Source organism: Neomicrococcus lactis (assembly GCF_014200305.1).
GTDB lineage: Bacteria > Actinomycetota > Actinomycetes > Actinomycetales > Micrococcaceae > Neomicrococcus > Neomicrococcus lactis.
Genome location: NZ_JACHBL010000001.1, coordinates 1,124,242 through 1,140,945, shown reverse-complemented (window position 1 = coordinate 1,140,945; position 16,704 = coordinate 1,124,242). Strand labels below are relative to the sequence as shown.

Genomic DNA, 16,704 nt, shown 5'->3' with positions numbered 1-16,704 from the left:
AAAAGCGGTGCGACCTACGAAAGGTGACGCTCTTCCGGTCCGTTGTAGGCGGACAGCGGGCGGATCAACGCGTTGGCGGCACGCTGCTCGCGGATGTGAGCAGTCCAGCCGGTGATGCGAGCGGCGATGAAGATCGGCGTGAACATTTCCGTGTCAAAGCCCATCAAGTGGTACGTAGGGCCGGCAGGGTAGTCAAGGTTTGGCTTGATGTTCTTAGCCTCACCCATGGCCTGCTCGAGCCCGTCGTAGAGGCCCAGCATTTCGCTTCGACCGTAGTACTCAATCATCTTGTCCAGCGCAGCCTTCATGGTTGGCACGCGGGAGTCACCGTTCTTGTAGACGCGGTGGCCGAAGCCCATGACCTTCTTCTTCTGCGCGAGAGCGTCTTCCATCCACGCCTTGGCCCGGGCAGCTGCCTCTTCACGAGACTCTTCCTTGCGGATGCCGATCTCGTGGAAGGTGTGCATGACGGCCTCGTTGGCGCCACCGTGGAGTGGGCCCTTGAGAGCGCCGATAGCACCCGTGACAGCTGAGTGAAGGTCAGACAGCGTCGAGGTGATGACACGAGCCGTGAACGTGGAAGCGTTGAAGGAGTGCTCCGCATACAAGACCATGGAGACGCGGAAGGCGTCCACGACTTCTGGCGCAGCTTCTTCGCCGAAGGTCATCCACAAGAAGTTCTGGGAGTAATCCAGATCCTCGCGCGGCTCAACGACATCCTGGTCGCGACGGCGGCGCTGGTCATAGGCCACCACAGCAGGGAACTTCGCAAACAGGTGCTTTGCCTTCTCCAACTCAGCCTCCGGCGAGGAATCCTCGGCCTTCGGGTGGTTGGCGCCCATGACGGAAACGGCGGTGCGTCCCACATCCATCGGGTGGCAATTCTTTGGCAACAAGTCGATGGCTGCCTTCACGTTCTCATCAAGCGCGCGGTTGGAACGCTCGAAGGTCACGAACTCCTGAAGCTCAGCTTCCGTTGGAAGCTCGCCGTTCCAGAGCAAGAGCGCAACCTCTTCGAAGGACTTCTGCGCAGCCAATTCCTGAACCGGATAGCCGCGATAGAGCAGCGAGTTCGACTCAGGATTGACCTTGGATACCGCGGTGTAGTCAACGACGACTCCCGCAAGACCCTTCCTGATCTCCTCAGTTTCAGTCATGATTTCTCCTTATAGCTGTTCCGCGGCCTTAGAGGTTCGCGTTGTTCGTTTGAATATCGGAGCTCGGAACCTGGAAGTTGAAGATTCCGGAATCGAACTGGTTGTAGGCCTCGTAGTCAACGAGTTCGTAGAGACGTGAACGCGTCAACATCTCTTCGACCTTGCTGTCCTGCGTTCCCTCTGTGGCAATCGTGTCCAGCGTACGCTCGATGGCTCCCATCGCGATACGAAGCAACGTCACCGGGTAGATGACCATCGCAACGCCGGCGTCCGCGAGCTGCTGTTTGGTGAACAGCTCGCTCTTACCGAACTCTGTCATGTTGGCGAGGACGGGGACGTCGATTTCGTTGCAGACACGCTCAAATTCGCTGAGGTCCTTGAGAGCCTCCGGGAAAATCATGTCTGCGCCGGAGTCCACGAGGGCCTTCATGCGGGCAATCGCCGCGTCCAGTCCTTCAACAGCACGCAGGTCCGTGCGAGCCATGATGACGAAGTCGCTGTCACGGCGGCCATCCACGGCACCCTTGATGCGCATGGTGGCGGTCTTCAGATCCACCATGTTCTTGCCGTCCAAGTGACCACACCGTTTCGGGTTGAACTGGTCCTCGATATGGCAGCCGGACAAGCCAGCGTTCTCGAGCTCCTGGATGGTGCGGGCCACGTTCATGGGCTCGCCGAATCCGGTGTCGGCATCGATCAAGGTGGGCAGATCCGTGGCGTCAGCAATCTGGCGTCCGCGCTGAGCGACTTCACTGAGCGTCGTGAGGCCAACGTCCGGAAGACCCAGCTCGTTCGCTAGAACAGCACCGGAAATGTAGGCGCCCTGGAAGCCCTTTTCTTGAATGAGCTTGGCGGATAGGGGAGTGAAGGCTCCCGGGAACTGCACGGCAGCTCCCGGCTTCACTGCGTCACGAAAAGCTTTCCGCTTCTCGTTCGGCGTTTTGGTGGAGTACAGCATTTTAGAAAAGTCCCTTCGGGGCGTTTTCGAGGTTGATGACGCCAAGAGCTGCCACCACGTTGAGCTGATCCAGTTCGCCAGCCTTCAGTTCTGGCAAGCGCTGCACGGTGTCCAAGAAGCGCTCGATTTCAGCTGGCTCCACGAGGCCCTCAGCCAGGGTGCGGAACTTGTTGATGTACTGTTCGCGAGCGAATGGCCGGGCGCCCAGCGGGTGAGCGTCGGCAACGGCGATGGAATCCTCAATAACCGTTCCGTCCTTGAGGGTGATGACTACGGAACCGCCGAAGGCCTTCTCGCTGATGTCCAGCGAGTGGTAGCGGCGTGTCCATTCCTTGTCTTCTTCCGTGGTCACCTTGTGCCACAGCTCCACCGTGTCGGCGCGGCCTGCACGCTCTGGAGCGTAGGAGTCCACGTGGTGCCAAGCGCCATCCTGCAATGCCACCGTGAAGATGTACATGATGGAGTGATCCAAGGTTTCGCGGGATGCGGTTGGATCGTACTTCTGAGGATCGTTGGCGCCGGAGCCAATGACGTAGTGCGTGTGGTGGCTGGTCTTGATGAGGACAGATTCCACGTTGTTCGGATCCGTGGCTTCAGGGTGTTCGCCGTGAAGCTTGCGGGCCAAGTCAATCCATGCCTGAGCCTGGTACTCGGCGGAGTGTTCCTTGGTGTAGGTATCGAGAATTGCGCGCTTGGCTTCGCCGGCCTCAGGAAGTGGCACTTCGTAACGAGCGTCCGGTCCGTCCAACAACCAGGCGATGACGCCGTCTTCGCCTTCGTAGATCGGCACTGGAGAGGTCTGTCCGCGCATTGCGCGGTCGGCTGCTTCAACGGCCATCTTGCCGGCGAATGCAGGAGCGTGAGCCTTCCACGTGGAGATCTCGCCCTTGCGGGACTGACGCGTGGCGGTGGTGGTGTGGAGGCCCTGGCCAACAGCCTGGAAGATCTGCTCAACCGGCAAGCCCAACAAGGTGCCGATGCCTGCGGATGCAGATGGGCCGAGGTGAGCTACGTGGTCAATCTTGTGCTTGTGCAAGCAAATGGCCTTGACCAGATCCACCTGAATTTCGTAGCCAGTGGCGATACCGCGGATGAGGTCGCGGCCGGAAGAACCAACATGCTGAGCGACTGCAAGGATCGGCGGAATGTTGTCGCCAGGGTGGGAGTACTCGGCTGCCAAGAAAGTGTCGTGGTAATCGAGCTCGCGAACGGCTACACCGTTGGCCCAAGCAGCCCACTCAGGGGAAACCTTTTCCGTGATGCCGAAAACGGACGCGCCCTGTCCGCCGGTGGATGGAGCGTGCGTGATGGCCTGGGCGCGAGCGGCAATGATCGGTCCGCGGTTCAGCGAGGCGACGGCAACCGAAGCGTTGTCGATGATGCGGTTGATGATCATGTCCGTTACTTCTGCGGAGACCTCTACGGGGTCAGCGGCGACCTCGGCGATCTTGTGCGCAAGCTGCTCCTCGCGGGGCAGGTTTTCTTCGGACTTGTAGACGCGAACTTCGTGCAGTTTCATGGTTGCCTTTCGTAAGGGTTGAAAGCTTGGAAAAGATGTCTAGACGGCGGCGGCTTGCCGAGGATGTTGCTGATGTTGAATGTGTTGAAGCGATTGGCTCAAATGCACTAGCGTGGCAGCTTCGGCCAGCTGCGGTGATCCCTTGGCGATCGACTCAGCGATGAGCGCGTGTTCGTTCGAGGATGCTGCCAGCCGTTCCGGGTTGTCTTGAGCTAGTCGGCGGACTCGAGCCAGATGGGTACGCAGGCCACGTAGTGCGTTGGCCAGGTAGTCATTGTGGACGGCTTCGTCGATGGCGGTATCCAGCGAGGAAGCCAATTGGTAGTAATCGGTGGGAACGAAGCCAGCCTCCACATGGGACGCCGCACGGAATCGTGCAGCGAGCGAAATGAAGGTGTCGGCCTGCTCCGGGGAAACGCGGGCCGCAGCTAAGCGTGCGGCTTGAACTTCAAGTGCGGTGCGCAGTTCAAAGAGGTCTTCGACGTGATCCAGAGATACGTCGGTGACAACCGTTCCGCGTCCACGTTGCTGGACGGCGAGGCCGTCGGCAGCCAATCGAGCGAAAGCCTCGCGGATGGGCGTGCGAGAAACGCCGAGTCGCTCAGACTGCTCCACTTCGCCCAGCAATGTACCGGGCGAGATGGCGCCGTCGAGGATCTCGTCGCGTAACTGCTCGTACGCCTTATCGCTCGCTCTCATGACATCCATTGTATACATCGACGGTGAAACGTCTAGACCTTTTACCCCATTTCACCTACCTTTCGGCGCAAAGCGGCTAATTGTGTATACAGAACTCTTGTTTGTCTGTGACGGGAGTCATACAGTAATTCTCAGAAAGAGGCAGTTCTTTAGCAATGGCGCTAGATCACCACGGAGGGTTTCATGACCACCTACGCAGCCACCTACCAGCGCAGTCAGCAAGACCCCGGCCAGTTCTGGCTGGATGCCGCGCAAGACATCGAATGGACCGTCCCGCCGACGGTGGCCATCGATGAATCCAAAGCCCCGATGTACAGCTGGTTCCCGGGTGCCGAGCTCAACGTGGCTGCCAACGCGCTGGACCGTCACGTTGCCGCCGGACGAGGAGACCAAGCAGCGCTGATCTATGATTCCGCCGTCCTCGGTACCGTCAAGACGTACTCCTACAAGAAACTCTTGAGTGAAGTTGAAAAGGCAGCCGGCGCGCTCGCAGAACTTGGCGTGGTCAAAGGCGACCGCGTCATTATATATATGCCGATGATCCCGGAAGCTCTCATCTCCATGCTGGCCTGCGCTCGCCTCGGCGCTGTGCACTCGGTGGTTTTCGGCGGCTTCGCTCCCAAGGAACTCGCGGCCCGCATTGAAGACGCCACTCCGAAGGTGATCGTGACCGCCACCGGCGGCATCGAACCGGCGCGCCGCGTCGAATATCTCCCAAATGTCTCCCAGGCCATCGCAACGTCCGCACACAAGGTGAGCTACGTCGTCGTAAAAGCCCGCGAAGGATTCCAGCATTCCCCGGAGAACATTGATCAGGCGGGCGCGCAGTGGATTGATTACGACGCCGCCACGCAAGCGGCTGCCCCGCATGCGGCAGTGCCGGTGCTGGCGACGGACCCTCTGTACATTCTCTACACGTCCGGTACTACGGGTAAGCCGAAGGGCGTGGTGCGCGACTCCGGCGGTTACGCCGTGGCGATGCAGTGGTCCATGAAGAACATTTATGGAGTGGGCACTGGCGAGACCATGTTTACGGCCTCGGACGTCGGGTGGGTAGTGGGGCACTCCTACATCGTGTACGCGCCGCTCATTGCCGGTGCCACCACCGTCCTCTACGAAGGCAAGCCTGTAGGCACACCGGACGCCGGCGCCTTCTGGCGCGTGGTTGCGCAGCACGGTGCCAAGGTCCTCTTCACGGCCCCGACCGCTTTGCGTGCTATCCGTAAGAACGATCCTCACGGCGAGTTCATCAAGTCCACGCCGATGCCAACGCTCAAGGCGCTCTTTGCCGCGGGCGAGCGCCTAGACCCGGACACGAGCCGTTGGATTGAAGACGCGCTCGCAGTTCCTGTCATCGATAACTGGTGGCAGACGGAAACGGGCTGGCCCATCGCGTCCAATCCGTTTGGTCTGGAAGAGCTGCCGCGCAAGATTGGTTCGCCAACTTTTGCGGTGCCGGGTTACGACGTCCGCATCTTGGATGCTTTCGGCGAAGAGCTGACGGAGCCGAACACGGAAGGCAATATCGCCATCAAGCTCCCCATGCCTCCGGGCACACTCGCGACCCTTTGGGGCGGCGACGAGCGCTACAAGTCCTCCTACCTGGACGCGTTCCCTGGCTACTACGCCACGGGCGACTCCGGATTCAAGGACGATGAGAACTACCTCTTTGTCATGGGCCGCACGGACGACGTCATCAACGTGTCCGGTCACCGCTTGAGCACCGGCGCCATGGAGCAAGTTGTGGCGAGCCATCCGGCCATTGCCGAATGCGCCGTGATTGGTGTTTCGGATCCGCTCAAGGGTCAGCGTCCGTCCGGCTACGTGGTGCTGAAATCCGGCGTGGATATTGCCGAGGAGGACTTGCGCAAGGAACTCATCGCGCTGGTGCGTCAAGACATTGGGCCGGTTGCTGACTTCAAGGATGTCGCCGTGGTGGCAGCCCTGCCCAAGACTCGCTCCGGCAAGATCTTACGCAAAACTATGCGTCAGATCGCAGATGGCGAAGAGTACGTGGTGCCGTCCACCATTGAGGACGCATCCGTCATCGACGATCTCTTGGACGTCTTGCGCGGGTAGCTGTTGTGGTTGGCCGCCGCGGCTAGAGCTCGGGGTTCTTCGAATATTCGTGTTCTGGACGCCCCGGCGTGCCGTAGCGAGGTTGCCTCGTTACTTCCTCACGGCGGGTGAGATGCTCCAAATACCGGCGTGAGGTAACGCGGCTGATCCCGAGTGCTTCACCCACCTCGCCTGCGGACAGCGGCGTGGTGGCGTTGGCCAGCAGTTCCTTGACGGCTACCAGCGTTGCTTCCGTGAGCCCTTTGGGCAGAGAGGACGACGCCGCAGCTTCCGTCGAGGCGCCGAACATGCGGTCGAGTTCGGCTTGGTCTGAGATTTCTCCGCCGCCGATGTATTCGCTCGAGAGCCGTCTGAAGGCGACGAGGCGGGATTCAAAGTCGGCGAAGGTGAATGGCTTGATGAGGTACTGCACGGCCCCCAGATTACGCGCCGAGAGAATCGTTGCCCGGTCCGTCGCAGCCGTCATGGCGAGCACGGAACCTTCGTAGCCAACATTGCGCATCGAGCGGACCACTTCGAGGCCCGTGCCATCGGGCAAATGAACGTCCATCAGCACGAGTTCAATGCCGAACGAACCCGTCTCTCGTAACCGGGCACCAAGGAAACGTTGGGCCTCAGCCACGGAGCCTGCCGTGAACTCGTGCGTAAAGCCATCCACTCTCCGCAAGTACTCGACGTACGCGGCACCCGTGGTGGGATCATCCTCGATCACTAAAACGCGCATGTCACCCACGGTAGTCGCTTCCGTCGACAGATTTGGTGGAGGCGGCGCTCGCAGCGAGTTCTTCGTCCAAGTTCTGACCGGAGTGACTGACCACGGCCGGACGCGTTGTGGCGGCCGGCGTCAAAGTGTCCGGAATCGGGATTTCCACGGTGAAGACAGTGCCTGAGTCTTGGGCTATGGACACCGTTCCACCCAGTCGCTTCGCTGTTGAATTCACGAGCCACAGTCCGTGGCCGCGGCCCGTCTCACCGCGATCCTTCGTGGAGAAGCCGCGCTCGAAGATCCTGTCGATCAACGCTTGCGGGACGCCCGGGCCTGAATCCGCCACCATGATGGTGAGCCAGCGCCCTTCTTCGGCGGGGGAGTCGTAGACGTCTACTTCAATCCAGCGTTGTTGTTCTTCGCCGACATCCGCGGTGTTCTGAGCGTCCAGCGCTCCGTCCTGCGCTCCGTCCTGCGCAGCGTTCTTCACTGTGGAGTCAACAACGGCGTCAACGGAACCAACGGAGTCAGCGGCACCAACGGAACCAATGGAATCGATGGCGTCCATCGCGTTGTCCACCAGATTGCCCAAGATGGTGATGAGGATGTGGGAACCCAAATTCGTGCGCCGGGTCAGCTCAATCGAGAAGTCCAAGTCGATGCCGCGTTCGCGAGCCTGTGCCGCCTTGCCCGTGAGTACGGCTTCCATGACGGGCGCAACGCCCGCGGATCCCTCACGCTGGTCGCTCGCACCGACGGCTTCGCTGACTACACCCTTGGCTTGCTCGGTATGGCCCAGCTCCAGAAGGGAAAGGACCGTGTGGAGTCGATTGGCGTGCTCATGCGTCTGCGAGCGCAGCGCGTCCGTGAGAGAGCGAGTGTTTTCCAGTTCGCCGGAGAGCGCTTGAACGTCGGTGGCGTCGTGGAGGGTGATGACGGTTCCGGAGACGGCTCCGCGCACGGCTCCGCGCGAGGACGGATCGATCGTGTGTTGGTTGACCACCAGAATGCGGCCGTTGGCGAAGTAGCGTTCGTCTTCGGCATCTCGGCCCTCAATCATGAGCGCTTTGAGCGCTTCGGGTAGGTCGATGTCATTGACGAGTAGTCCCACAGCTCCCGTGGCTGAAGCATTGGGGGACACCGTGGTGCGTTGAGGATCAAAGCCTGGCTCGCGAGCTTGAATGATGGGCCAGCGCAACAGTTCGGCGGCTTTGTCGTTATATAAACGGACCCGACCGTGCTGGGAAATGAGCACAATGCCTTCAGTGACGTTGTGGAGAGCAGTGTCAATGAAGTTGAAGGATGCGCTCATCTGTTCTGGCCCCATCCCAAAGGTCACTCTCTTGAGATATTGCGAGAGTAAGTAACTCGCGAGCGAGGAAAAGATCAAGAGAACCCCGGCACCAATCAGGATGGCGGGAATCTGAGACTGCGCCAAGATATCCAATTCGGAGACTCGCGAACCCACGGTCAGGATGCCAACCACGTTGCCGTCCACTCGAATGGGGACTACCGCGCGCGCTGAGAGCCCCGCCCGACCAGTGGAACTCACCTCGGTGAATTCCTGACCGTTGACCGCCGGCTGAATGGTTCCGGGGTACTGCGTGCCGATCCATGACGGATCCCAGTAGGTAAGTCTGGTGCCCTTGGTGTCCATGAAGGTTGCAAAGGCCAGATTGGCGCTCTTCATGATGCGCAGCGAGTACGGCTGCAAGATTTCCGTGGGATTGTCGGAGGAATACGCCCGGATCACTTCCGTCTCGCCTTCCATGAGGCGAGCGGTGTGGAGCATGCGGTCTTGCTCGAGGTTAAAGACCGTGTCCCGGTTGTGCACGAAAACCGCCCATGTCACCAGCATGGTGGCAAAGACAATGAACATGAGTTGCCCGACGAAAAGCCGACGGGCGATGCTCCAGGGGTGCACAACACCGTCCTTAAGTGATTTGGATCATGACCATTATGACCGCAAAGGTACTTCGAGCCCCACTCCGCATGAAGATAGTTGCATTGCAGATCATCATCACTGCTGTCTCAATGAGGAGTAACTTTGAGTAATATCGATCAGCGGGAAGCATTAGATCCCGAAATGAATGCGGAACCTACCCGCGAAAATTCTAAGAAAAATGTAGACCGCACGCACTGGCTTTACATCATGGTCATCGTCGCCGTGGTGGCAGGTGCCATTGTTGGTCTCGTTGCACCGGATCTCGGCAAGGCTCTTAAGCCGCTGGGAACGGGCTTCATCGCACTGATCAAGATGGTCATTGCCCCGATCATTTTCTGCACCATTGTTTTGGGCGTTGGTTCTGTTGCTAAGGCAGCCACGGTTGGTAAGGTCGGCGGCCTCGCCCTCGCGTACTTCCTGACCATGTCCACCTTCGCATTGGCTATCGGCCTCTTCGTCGGCAACCTCATCCACCCAGGTGAGGGCCTCAAGCTTCAGCCATACAAGAGCGCAACGGGCGGTGCCGAGGATCCTACGGTCCAGTTCTTGCTTGACCTGATCCCAGGTGACATCCCAGTTCTTCCAACCTTGGTGCTGGCTCTTCTCGTTGGCTTCGCACTTCAGTCCATGGGTAAGGCTGGTGAGCCTGTTCTTACCGGCATCAAGCACATCCAGGGCGTTGTTTTCCGTCTCATGATGATGATCATGTGGGTTGCTCCGATTGGTGCTTTCGGCGCTATCGCAGCAGTGGTCGGTGCTACCGGCTGGGCCGCTATCGGCTCGATGCTCATCCTCATGGGTGCCTTCTATATCACCTGTGCACTGTTCATCGTCTTGGTCCTCGGAACGCTCTTCCGCCTCGTGACGGGCCTGAACATCTTCCAGCTCATGAAGTACTTGGGCCGCGAATACTTGCTCATCTTCTCCACCTCGTCTTCCGAGTCTGCCTTGCCACGACTCATCGCCAAGGTGCAGCACGCAGGTGTTTCCAAGCCGGTTGCCGGCATCGTTGTTCCTACCGGTTACTCCTTCAACCTTGATGGCACCGCGATCTACTTGACGATGGCAGCACTCTTCGTCTCTACCGCCATGGGCATGCCGATGAACCTCGGCGAGCAGGTTGGCCTCTTGGTCTTCATGATCATCGCTTCCAAGGGCGCTGCAGGCGTCACCGGCGCTGGTTTGGCCACCTTGGCTGCAGGCCTTCAGGCACACCGCCCCGAGTTGCTCGACGGCATGGGCGTCATCGTGGGTATCGATAAGTTCATGTCTGAAGCTCGCGCTTTGACGAACTTCACCGGTAACGCAGTCGCTTCCTTCCTCATTGGAAAGTGGACCGGCGAACTCGACATCGAGCAGGCCCGCGCCACGCTCGCTGGAACCTCGCCATTCGACGAGAACACGTTGCTTCCTGAAAACGAGCACTAATATCGTCCCCTTCGGGGCCACTGAATAAAGTACGACGCCGCAGCTCACCCGGCGGTTTCTATCGGTCGTTGCAACACTAGCGGTCTAGGGTTCTGATAGTAATTCATGTAATCGCTCGGCTGGAGTTTTCCAGTCGAGCGATTTTCTTGGGCGCCCGTTGAGTAGTATCGCCACTTGTTCGAGATCTTCCGGACCGTACTGACTTAGGTCTGTACTCTTTGGAAAATACTGGCGTAGTAGCCCGTTGGTGTTTTCGTTCGAACCACGTTGCCAAGGGCTGTGGGGATCACAGAAATACACGTCCATGTCTGTAGCGGCGCTGAATGACTTGTGTAACGCCATTTCGATTCCTTGATCCCATGTCAGTGAACCGCGTAGGGCTTCAGGTAGCTTCAGCATCGTGTTGATCAGACCGTCGCGCACCGTCTGGGCGGTGTGATCTCTGGGTAAATGCACGAGCATCACGAACCGGGTGGTGCGCTCGACTAGGGTTCCGATCGCGGACAGATTCCCGGCGCCCATGATCAAGTCGCCTTCCCAATGGCCAGGCACCGCACGGTCCTCGACAGTGGCGGGTCGTTCGCTGATGTTAATCATTCCATCGCGGAAACGCGGCTGACGTTCATCAATCTTTTTCTGTGGTTTACGTCGTGCTCTGCCAGAACGTAGCGCTTGCGTGACTTCCCGTTTTAGACCGCCACGAGCCTGCAGATAGATCGATTGATACACCGTTTCCTGACACACCTGCATCTCCAAATCATCAGGGTGATCAGCCACCATCCGACGGCAGACTTGTTCCGGAGACCACCCTAGGCGCAAACCATAAGCAACGTAATCACGCAGCCGTCCTGGGCGCGCAAGTTTTGCTTCCTTCGGTCGTGACCTGCGAGCGACCGCTTGCCGGTGCGCAGTATGAGGATAGTAAGCACCGCCTATAGAGCAGTTCCTGCGGACCTCTCTGCTGATGGTGGACGGTGAACGCTGTAGCTTCACGGCGATTTGACGATATGAATGTCCTGCAACGGTCATCGCGTAGATTTCCTCCCGTTCAGTCATGGACAGGAACCGCGCATCAATCTGTTGCTCCAACGCACGCAAGCTCGGACTGGCACTCGTTTGATGCTGGCCGGCGATATGGGTATAGGTGGTCACCCCACTTTTGTAGTTCACTACACGACCATCGGGATAGACCCTCCCGTTTCCATTCTTGCGAACACCGTTATCCCAGTCCTTGGCCGTGCTGGGATGAATGCCTACCAGTTCGGTAGCCTCACGACGGCTCATGCCTTGGGCTCGTAAACGCACGAACTCTTCGCGTTGACGCGCACCGCGTCTGATAGTTTTCAACCCGGCTTCCGCGGCCCACAGGTAACAAGTAGGGTAAGGAATATTCACTTCGCCAGCCGCTTTACTGACGTTCTGGTGTTTTTCAAAAGCAGCGAAAAACGCAGCTTTTTGTTCCGGCGTGTACTTCGAACGCGACCGACCAATGGAACCCGGACCCGAAGATCCCCACCCATATTTCCTAGCCAACTGGTACGCCGTGGGCAACGATATCCCGATAACTTGGGCAGCGTCCTTAACACGCCCAGTTTGACCAAGGACAACAGCGAAGCGCTGCTTCTCTTCAACAGTGATCCTGGCCCCACGCGATCTTAACGACCTCGTTAAACGGTTCTCGGAAAAAACAGACACGGTCGTTGCAACTCCTGAAAATTCAAGGTGTTGCAACGACCGTTAGAATCCGCCCCCAAGCTGCGGCGTCGTACTTTTTGTTTTGAGTTCAGTGAGGGACGGAAATTTCCGTAGGGGAGAGGGTTACGCGCTCACTGTGGAGAAGATGGCTGCAGTCGCTGCGCGAACGCCGGTGCGCAAGGTTGGATCGATGACCGGGGCGAAAAACGGGCTGTTATTTCCCGGAACCGGATTTTCCTCCGAATGCTGATCCAGCTCGAATCCGCCCAACACCCAATACACGTGCGGCACGTCCAAGGCCGCCGCGAGCGCCCCGACGTCTTCAGGGCCCATGAGGGACTGGCAAATTGAAGCGTTTTCTTCGCCTAGCTCTTCGCGAGCGATCGAAAGAAACTTCTCCGATTCCTCCACGTGGTTGAAGCGCAGCGGAAACGCATTGATCTCTTCCATGAGTGGATTCGGTGCGCCGGACGCCGCAGCTTCCGCGTTGATGATTCGCGTAATTGCCTCCAGCACCTTGGTGCGAACCTTGGGCTCAAACGTACACCCGTTCAAGGAGAACACGGCCTGGTGCCGTCGCTAGGGCCATCGACATGTGCGTGACATGACCGCCACCGCGCCAGTGCCGCCACAGCGGAATGTCTCGGAACCGATCGCACTGAACTGTTCATCCGGCCGGTCGGCGGTTGCCGATTCGCCCATGGAGAGTTCTGGGTGTTGGTGGAGGTACTTGGAGTTCTCCACCATGGTGGAGTGAGCTTCGTTGCTCAATGACAGGGATGCTGGCAAGGCAACGTGTTGTCCTATTAGTTGTGTCACATTCTCTTTGAGCAACCTACGCGGAACGATGACAGGAGTCCTCGCTGACAACGTCTTTTGGGTGGCGAATAGTTCCGGCGGTTTCGTTGGCGTCGCGCGGATAGTGGGTGGAAAAGCATCACGAGCAGAAAGCTCAACCTTCCACCTCAGCTTTAAGGTAAAGGCTCGCCGTGAGTTTTCTGAATTTCCATACGTCCTGCGGAAAACGGACTAACGTTGTTGGCAAATGAGCGTAGAAAACAGCGATGGAAACGTGGTGGAAACGATGACGGAGGGTACGGCTACGACAACGCGAAAGCGGAAAGCCGGTCTCCTGAAGGAGCCTCCTGTCATGGGACCTACCGGCAGGCCGTTAACGACGTTCCCAGAACCCCCAGTTCTTGAGTCCCACGGGCCAGCTCGCGTTATTGCGATGGTGAACCAGAAGGGTGGCGTTGGTAAGACCACCTCCACCATCAACCTGGCCGCGGCACTCGCCGAGTATGGACGCAAAGTGCTCTTGGTGGACTTCGACCCACAGGGCGCTTTGTCCGCAGGTTTTGGCACCAACCCTCACGAGCTGGACGTCACCGTCTACAACGTGCTGATGGACCGCAAGGTCGGTATCCGCGATGCCATTCTCGAGACTGAATACGAGAACATCGACATTCTTCCCGCGAACATTGACTTGTCTGCTGCTGAAGTCCAGTTGGTTAACGAAGTGGCCCGTGAGCAGGTGCTCTCGAGCGCGCTGCGCAAGGTCGCCGATGACTACGACGTCATCTTGATCGACTGCCAGCCTTCTCTTGGTCTCTTGACTGTCAATGCGTTGACGGCTGCTCACGGCGTGGTTATCCCGCTCATCGCTGAGTTCTTCGCCTTGCGTGCTGTCGCGTTACTCGTGGAAACCATTGAGAAGGTTCAGGATCGTTTGAATCCTGCCCTCAAGATCGATGGCGTCTTGGCCACCATGTATGACGCTCGTACGTTGCACTCTCGTGAAGTGATTGGCCGCTTGGTAGAAGCCTTCGGTGATCAGGTCTTCGAAACCGTGATCAGCCGAACCATCAAGTTCGCTGACGCCAACGTTGCTGCTGAACCGATTACCTCCTACGCGTCTAACCACACTGGTGCAGCCGCGTATCGCCAGCTGGCACGGGAACTCATTTCCCGCGGCGGCGCACCGTAAACAGCTCGATGACGGTAGAGGAGACACCGAAAGCTCCGGCTTTTAGTGTGTCGCTCGAAAACTTTCAGGGTCCGTTTGAAGTCCTCCTGAACCTCATTGGCAAACACGAGCTCGACGTTACTGAAGTAGCGCTTGCGCGGGTCACTGACGAGTTTCTTGCCCACATCCGTGCGATGCGAGATCAGTGGGGGACCAAGGTTCTTGATGAGACCACCGAGTTCCTCGTCATTGCCGCGACGCTTCTGGACCTCAAAGCTGCCCGGCTCATCCCGGGCGGCGAGACGGAAAATGATGAGGACGTCGCGGCACTTGAAGCACGGGACTTGTTGTTTGCGCGGCTTCTTCAGTACAAGGCATTCAAGCAAGCAGCCAGGTTCATGTCTTTTCGGCTCCAAGAAGAATCCGTGCGCTTCCCGCGGTCCGTCAGCCTTGAACCGCACTTTGCTCACCTACTTCCAGAGCTCGTGTGGAAGCTCAGCCTTGAAGAGTTTGGGGAGTTCGCACGCAAGGCGCTTGAGCCCAAACCAGTTCATCCGGATCACGTGTCCCTGACGCACTTGCACGCTCCGAAAGTGAGTGTTCGAGAGCAGGCTGAGATCATCGCAGGGATGCTCCGCGGCCACCGCCCCATGGCCTTTCGCGAAATCGTGGCCGATGCGGATTCTTTGGGAGTTGTAGTGGGCCGATTCCTCGCGATTTTGGAACTGTTCCGAGAAGCGCTCATCTCCTTTGATCAAGCCGCACCGCTGGGTGACCTCGTAGTGCGGTGGAGCGCTGGCGAGAAGGAATTCGATGCCACCGCGGTGACAGACGAATTCGATGAGGCAGAATCAGTGGAGACCAACAAAGCAGGGACCAACGAAGGAGGAGACCCAGATGGCGAGTGAACTCAAACCCGCTCTTGAAGCAATCCTCATGGTCACAGACATTCCGGTCACTACGGATCGCTTTGCCGAAGTTCTCGAAGCTCCGGCGAACGAGATTGACGTTTTGCTGAGAGAGCTTGTCCAGGACTACGAAGGACGCGGCTTTGAACTGCGAGAAATCGCCGGCGGCTGGCGAATTTTCTCTCGTCCCGAATACGGTGACGTGGTCGGCAAGTTCGTTCTTGAAGCCCAGACAAGCCGCCTGACACAGGCGGCACTCGAAACATTAGCGATTGTGGCGTACCGTCAACCTGTCAGCCGCAGTCGTGTTGCGGCCATTCGCGGAGTCAATGTTGACTCGGTGATCCGAACCCTTGTAACGCGCGGTTTAGTGACCGAAGCGGGGGCCGATCCTGAGAGCGGCGCCACGTTATACCAAACAACTCCAGCTTTTCTGGAAAGATTAGGTATTAGCAGTATTTCCGAGTTGCCTCCCATCTCCCCGCTTTTGCCGGGCCTTGATGCACTCGACGAATTCGAAGACAACCCTGAAGGACAATTCTCATGAGCCAAGGACCACGCTCCAACTCCGCATCCGGTCAAGGACGCGGACACAGAGGTCAGCCTGCCGGAAATGGTCAGGGCTCGGGTTTCGGCGCGGGCAAAGGTGCCGGAAAGGGTGCGTCGAGCGCCGGAGGTAAGGGCGGTGCTGGTGGCAAGGCTGGCGCTGGCCGCCCAAGCCGTCCGAAGGGACCTAAGGCTTTCGGCCAAGAGCGCTTCGGCCGCAATCTCGGCCCTGCCAAGACCCCACAGACTCCCAACGCGAAGCGTCCTGTCCGCAAGACCGAGCCTAACTGGGACTCCCGCGCGGATTCTTCAGAAGGCGTTCGTTTGCAGAAGGTGCTCTCCAACGCGGGCGTAGCTAGCCGCCGCCAGTGTGAAGAGATCATCGCCGCTGGTCGCGTTGAAGTGAACGGCGAGATCGTCATGGAGCTCGGCACCAAGGTCAATCCTGAAAAGGATGTCATCCACGTCGATGGCATGCGCGTGCAGCTCAATGAGCGCTTGAGCTACTACGCATTCAACAAGCCCAAGGGTGTGGTGTCTTCGATGGGCGATCCTGAGGGCCGCAAGTCGATCACCGACTTCCTCAAGCCGAACCAGGCCGATCGTCTCTTCCACGTGGGTCGTCTGGACCAGAACACTGAAGGCTTGCTCTTGCTCACCAACGATGGCGAGCTTGCAAACCGTTTGACGCACCCGTCCTACGAAGTGCCGAAGACCTACTTGGTGCAGTGCAAGGGACCCATGGGCCCCGGCATTGGAAAGCAGCTTCGCGAAGGCATCGATCTGGAAGACGGCTTTGCACAGGTTGATTCGTTCAAGCTCGTGGACTCATCCCCGGGCAAGGTGCTGTGCGAAGTAGTGCTGCACTCCGGCAAGAACCGCATTGTGCGCCGCATGTTTGACGCCGTAGGCCACCCGGTTGTCCGCTTGGTTCGTCTCGAGGTTGGACCTATCCGCCTGGGCAACCAGAAGGTCGGCAACGTGCGCCCACTCGGCCCACAAGAAGTAGGCCACTTGTTGGCTTCCGTAGGGTTGTAAGCCTGCAGTGGGTGAGATCTTCAAGGACGACGACGCCGCTGCCGCGACTTCCGCTGTCAC

Annotated in this window: 15 protein-coding genes; 6 read left to right on the top strand and 9 right to left on the bottom strand. The window is 58.5% G+C overall.

Translation table 11 applies throughout. The annotated features are described in order from the left end of the window. Nucleotides 1–14: 14 nt before the first annotated feature. The 4 genes from BKA12_RS05185 to BKA12_RS05170 are packed head-to-tail and all read right to left on the bottom strand — an operon-like array spanning nt 15 to nt 4,333. Nucleotides 15–1,157, bottom strand: coding sequence for a bifunctional 2-methylcitrate synthase/citrate synthase (locus BKA12_RS05185; RefSeq protein WP_183641218.1), 1,143 nt, complete (start codon nt 1,155–1,157; stop codon nt 15–17). Between the two features lie 28 nt (nt 1,158–1,185). Beyond that, nucleotides 1,186–2,115 carry a methylisocitrate lyase gene (prpB, locus tag BKA12_RS05180; RefSeq protein ID WP_183641216.1) on the bottom strand — a complete coding sequence of 310 codons (930 nt, stop codon included), beginning with the start codon at nt 2,113–2,115 and terminating at the stop codon, nt 1,186–1,188. A gap of 1 nt (nt 2,116) precedes the next feature. Continuing rightward, on the bottom strand, nt 2,117–3,634 hold the full coding sequence (locus BKA12_RS05175) for an MmgE/PrpD family protein (protein WP_183641214.1): 1,518 nt from the start codon (nt 3,632–3,634) through the stop codon (nt 2,117–2,119). Between the two features lie 39 nt (nt 3,635–3,673). Beyond that, the gene (locus tag BKA12_RS05170) at nt 3,674–4,333 is read right to left on the bottom strand and encodes a GntR family transcriptional regulator (RefSeq protein ID WP_183641213.1); all 660 of its coding nucleotides are present in this window, start codon (nt 4,331–4,333) and stop codon (nt 3,674–3,676) included. 183 nt (nt 4,334–4,516) lie between these two features. Here BKA12_RS05170 and BKA12_RS05165 point away from each other — a divergent pair, with 183 nt between their 5' ends. Further along, a complete protein-coding gene (locus tag BKA12_RS05165; protein ID WP_183641211.1) occupies nt 4,517–6,412 on the top strand; it encodes an AMP-binding protein in 1,896 nt (631 codons plus the stop codon). A gap of 22 nt (nt 6,413–6,434) precedes the next feature. Here BKA12_RS05165 and BKA12_RS05160 read toward each other — a convergent pair whose 3' ends face one another. Both BKA12_RS05160 and BKA12_RS05155 read right to left on the bottom strand, forming a co-directional pair. Continuing rightward, nucleotides 6,435–7,136: a response regulator gene (locus BKA12_RS05160; protein WP_221228058.1), complete on the bottom strand. Its 702-nt coding sequence runs from the start codon at nt 7,134–7,136 to the stop codon at nt 6,435–6,437. Nucleotide 7,137: 1 nt separating this feature from the next. Further along, nucleotides 7,138–9,042 (bottom strand): ATP-binding protein, encoded by a 1,905-nt coding sequence (locus tag BKA12_RS05155; protein ID WP_183641207.1) that lies wholly within the window; start codon nt 9,040–9,042, stop codon nt 7,138–7,140. A 162-nt stretch (nt 9,043–9,204) separates the two neighbouring features. On the opposite strand from BKA12_RS05155, the gene BKA12_RS05150 reads away from it, so the two are divergent. Further along, nucleotides 9,205–10,491, top strand: a complete 1,287-nt coding sequence (locus BKA12_RS05150) for a cation:dicarboxylate symporter family transporter (protein ID WP_183644594.1) — start codon at nt 9,205–9,207, stop codon at nt 10,489–10,491. Nucleotides 10,492–10,575: 84 nt separating this feature from the next. Here the strand turns inward: BKA12_RS05150 and BKA12_RS05145 are convergent, their stop codons facing one another. The 3 genes from BKA12_RS05145 to BKA12_RS05135 form a co-directional block, all read right to left on the bottom strand. Beyond that, on the bottom strand, nt 10,576–11,829 hold the full coding sequence (locus tag BKA12_RS05145) for an IS30 family transposase (RefSeq protein ID WP_338087527.1): 1,254 nt from the start codon (nt 11,827–11,829) through the stop codon (nt 10,576–10,578). Nucleotides 11,830–12,309: 480 nt separating this feature from the next. Further along, the gene (locus BKA12_RS05140; RefSeq protein WP_183641205.1) at nt 12,310–12,702 is read right to left on the bottom strand and encodes a zinc-binding metallopeptidase family protein; all 393 of its coding nucleotides are present in this window, start codon (nt 12,700–12,702) and stop codon (nt 12,310–12,312) included. 63 nt (nt 12,703–12,765) lie between these two features. Next, on the bottom strand, nt 12,766–12,957 hold the full coding sequence (locus tag BKA12_RS05135; RefSeq protein ID WP_183641203.1) for a hypothetical protein: 192 nt from the start codon (nt 12,955–12,957) through the stop codon (nt 12,766–12,768). A gap of 379 nt (nt 12,958–13,336) precedes the next feature. Here BKA12_RS05135 and BKA12_RS05130 point away from each other — a divergent pair, with 379 nt between their 5' ends. Genes BKA12_RS05130 through BKA12_RS05115 form a run of 4 tightly spaced genes read left to right on the top strand, consistent with a single transcriptional unit; the run spans nt 13,337 to nt 16,644 of the window. Next, nucleotides 13,337–14,173 carry a ParA family protein gene (locus BKA12_RS05130; protein ID WP_246361854.1) on the top strand — a complete coding sequence of 279 codons (837 nt, stop codon included), beginning with the start codon at nt 13,337–13,339 and terminating at the stop codon, nt 14,171–14,173. Between the two features lie 47 nt (nt 14,174–14,220). Continuing rightward, complete coding sequence (locus BKA12_RS05125) at nt 14,221–15,060, top strand: segregation and condensation protein A (protein WP_338087435.1); 840 nt, start codon at nt 14,221–14,223, stop codon at nt 15,058–15,060. After that, a complete protein-coding gene (gene scpB / locus BKA12_RS05120; RefSeq protein WP_246361606.1) occupies nt 15,050–15,607 on the top strand; it encodes an SMC-Scp complex subunit ScpB in 558 nt (185 codons plus the stop codon). The genes BKA12_RS05125 and scpB overlap by 11 nt, the downstream gene beginning before the upstream one ends. Further along, complete coding sequence (locus tag BKA12_RS05115) at nt 15,604–16,644, top strand: pseudouridine synthase (protein WP_183641198.1); 1,041 nt, start codon at nt 15,604–15,606, stop codon at nt 16,642–16,644. Before scpB ends, BKA12_RS05115 begins: the two co-directional genes overlap by 4 nt. Nucleotides 16,645–16,704: the final 60 nt, after the last annotated feature.

Excerpts from the sequence above, each read along its gene's own strand:
- BKA12_RS05170 (WP_183641213.1), bottom strand. The coding sequence starts at position 4,333 with ATGAGAGCGAGCGATAAGGCGTACGAGCAGTTACGCGACGAGATCCTC.
- BKA12_RS05115 (WP_183641198.1), top strand. The coding sequence starts at position 15,604 with ATGAGCCAAGGACCACGCTCCAACTCCGCATCCGGTCAAGGACGCGGA.
- BKA12_RS05160 (WP_221228058.1), bottom strand. The coding sequence starts at position 7,136 with ATGCGCGTTTTAGTGATCGAGGATGATCCCACCACGGGTGCCGCGTAC.
- BKA12_RS05175 (WP_183641214.1), bottom strand. The coding sequence starts at position 3,634 with ATGAAACTGCACGAAGTTCGCGTCTACAAGTCCGAAGAAAACCTGCCC.
- BKA12_RS05165 (WP_183641211.1), top strand. The coding sequence starts at position 4,517 with ATGACCACCTACGCAGCCACCTACCAGCGCAGTCAGCAAGACCCCGGC.
- scpB (WP_246361606.1), top strand. The coding sequence starts at position 15,050 with ATGGCGAGTGAACTCAAACCCGCTCTTGAAGCAATCCTCATGGTCACA.
- BKA12_RS05130 (WP_246361854.1), top strand. The coding sequence starts at position 13,337 with ATGGGACCTACCGGCAGGCCGTTAACGACGTTCCCAGAACCCCCAGTT.
- BKA12_RS05185 (WP_183641218.1), bottom strand. The coding sequence starts at position 1,157 with ATGACTGAAACTGAGGAGATCAGGAAGGGTCTTGCGGGAGTCGTCGTT.
- BKA12_RS05150 (WP_183644594.1), top strand. The coding sequence starts at position 9,205 with ATGAATGCGGAACCTACCCGCGAAAATTCTAAGAAAAATGTAGACCGC.
- prpB (WP_183641216.1), bottom strand. The coding sequence starts at position 2,115 with ATGCTGTACTCCACCAAAACGCCGAACGAGAAGCGGAAAGCTTTTCGT.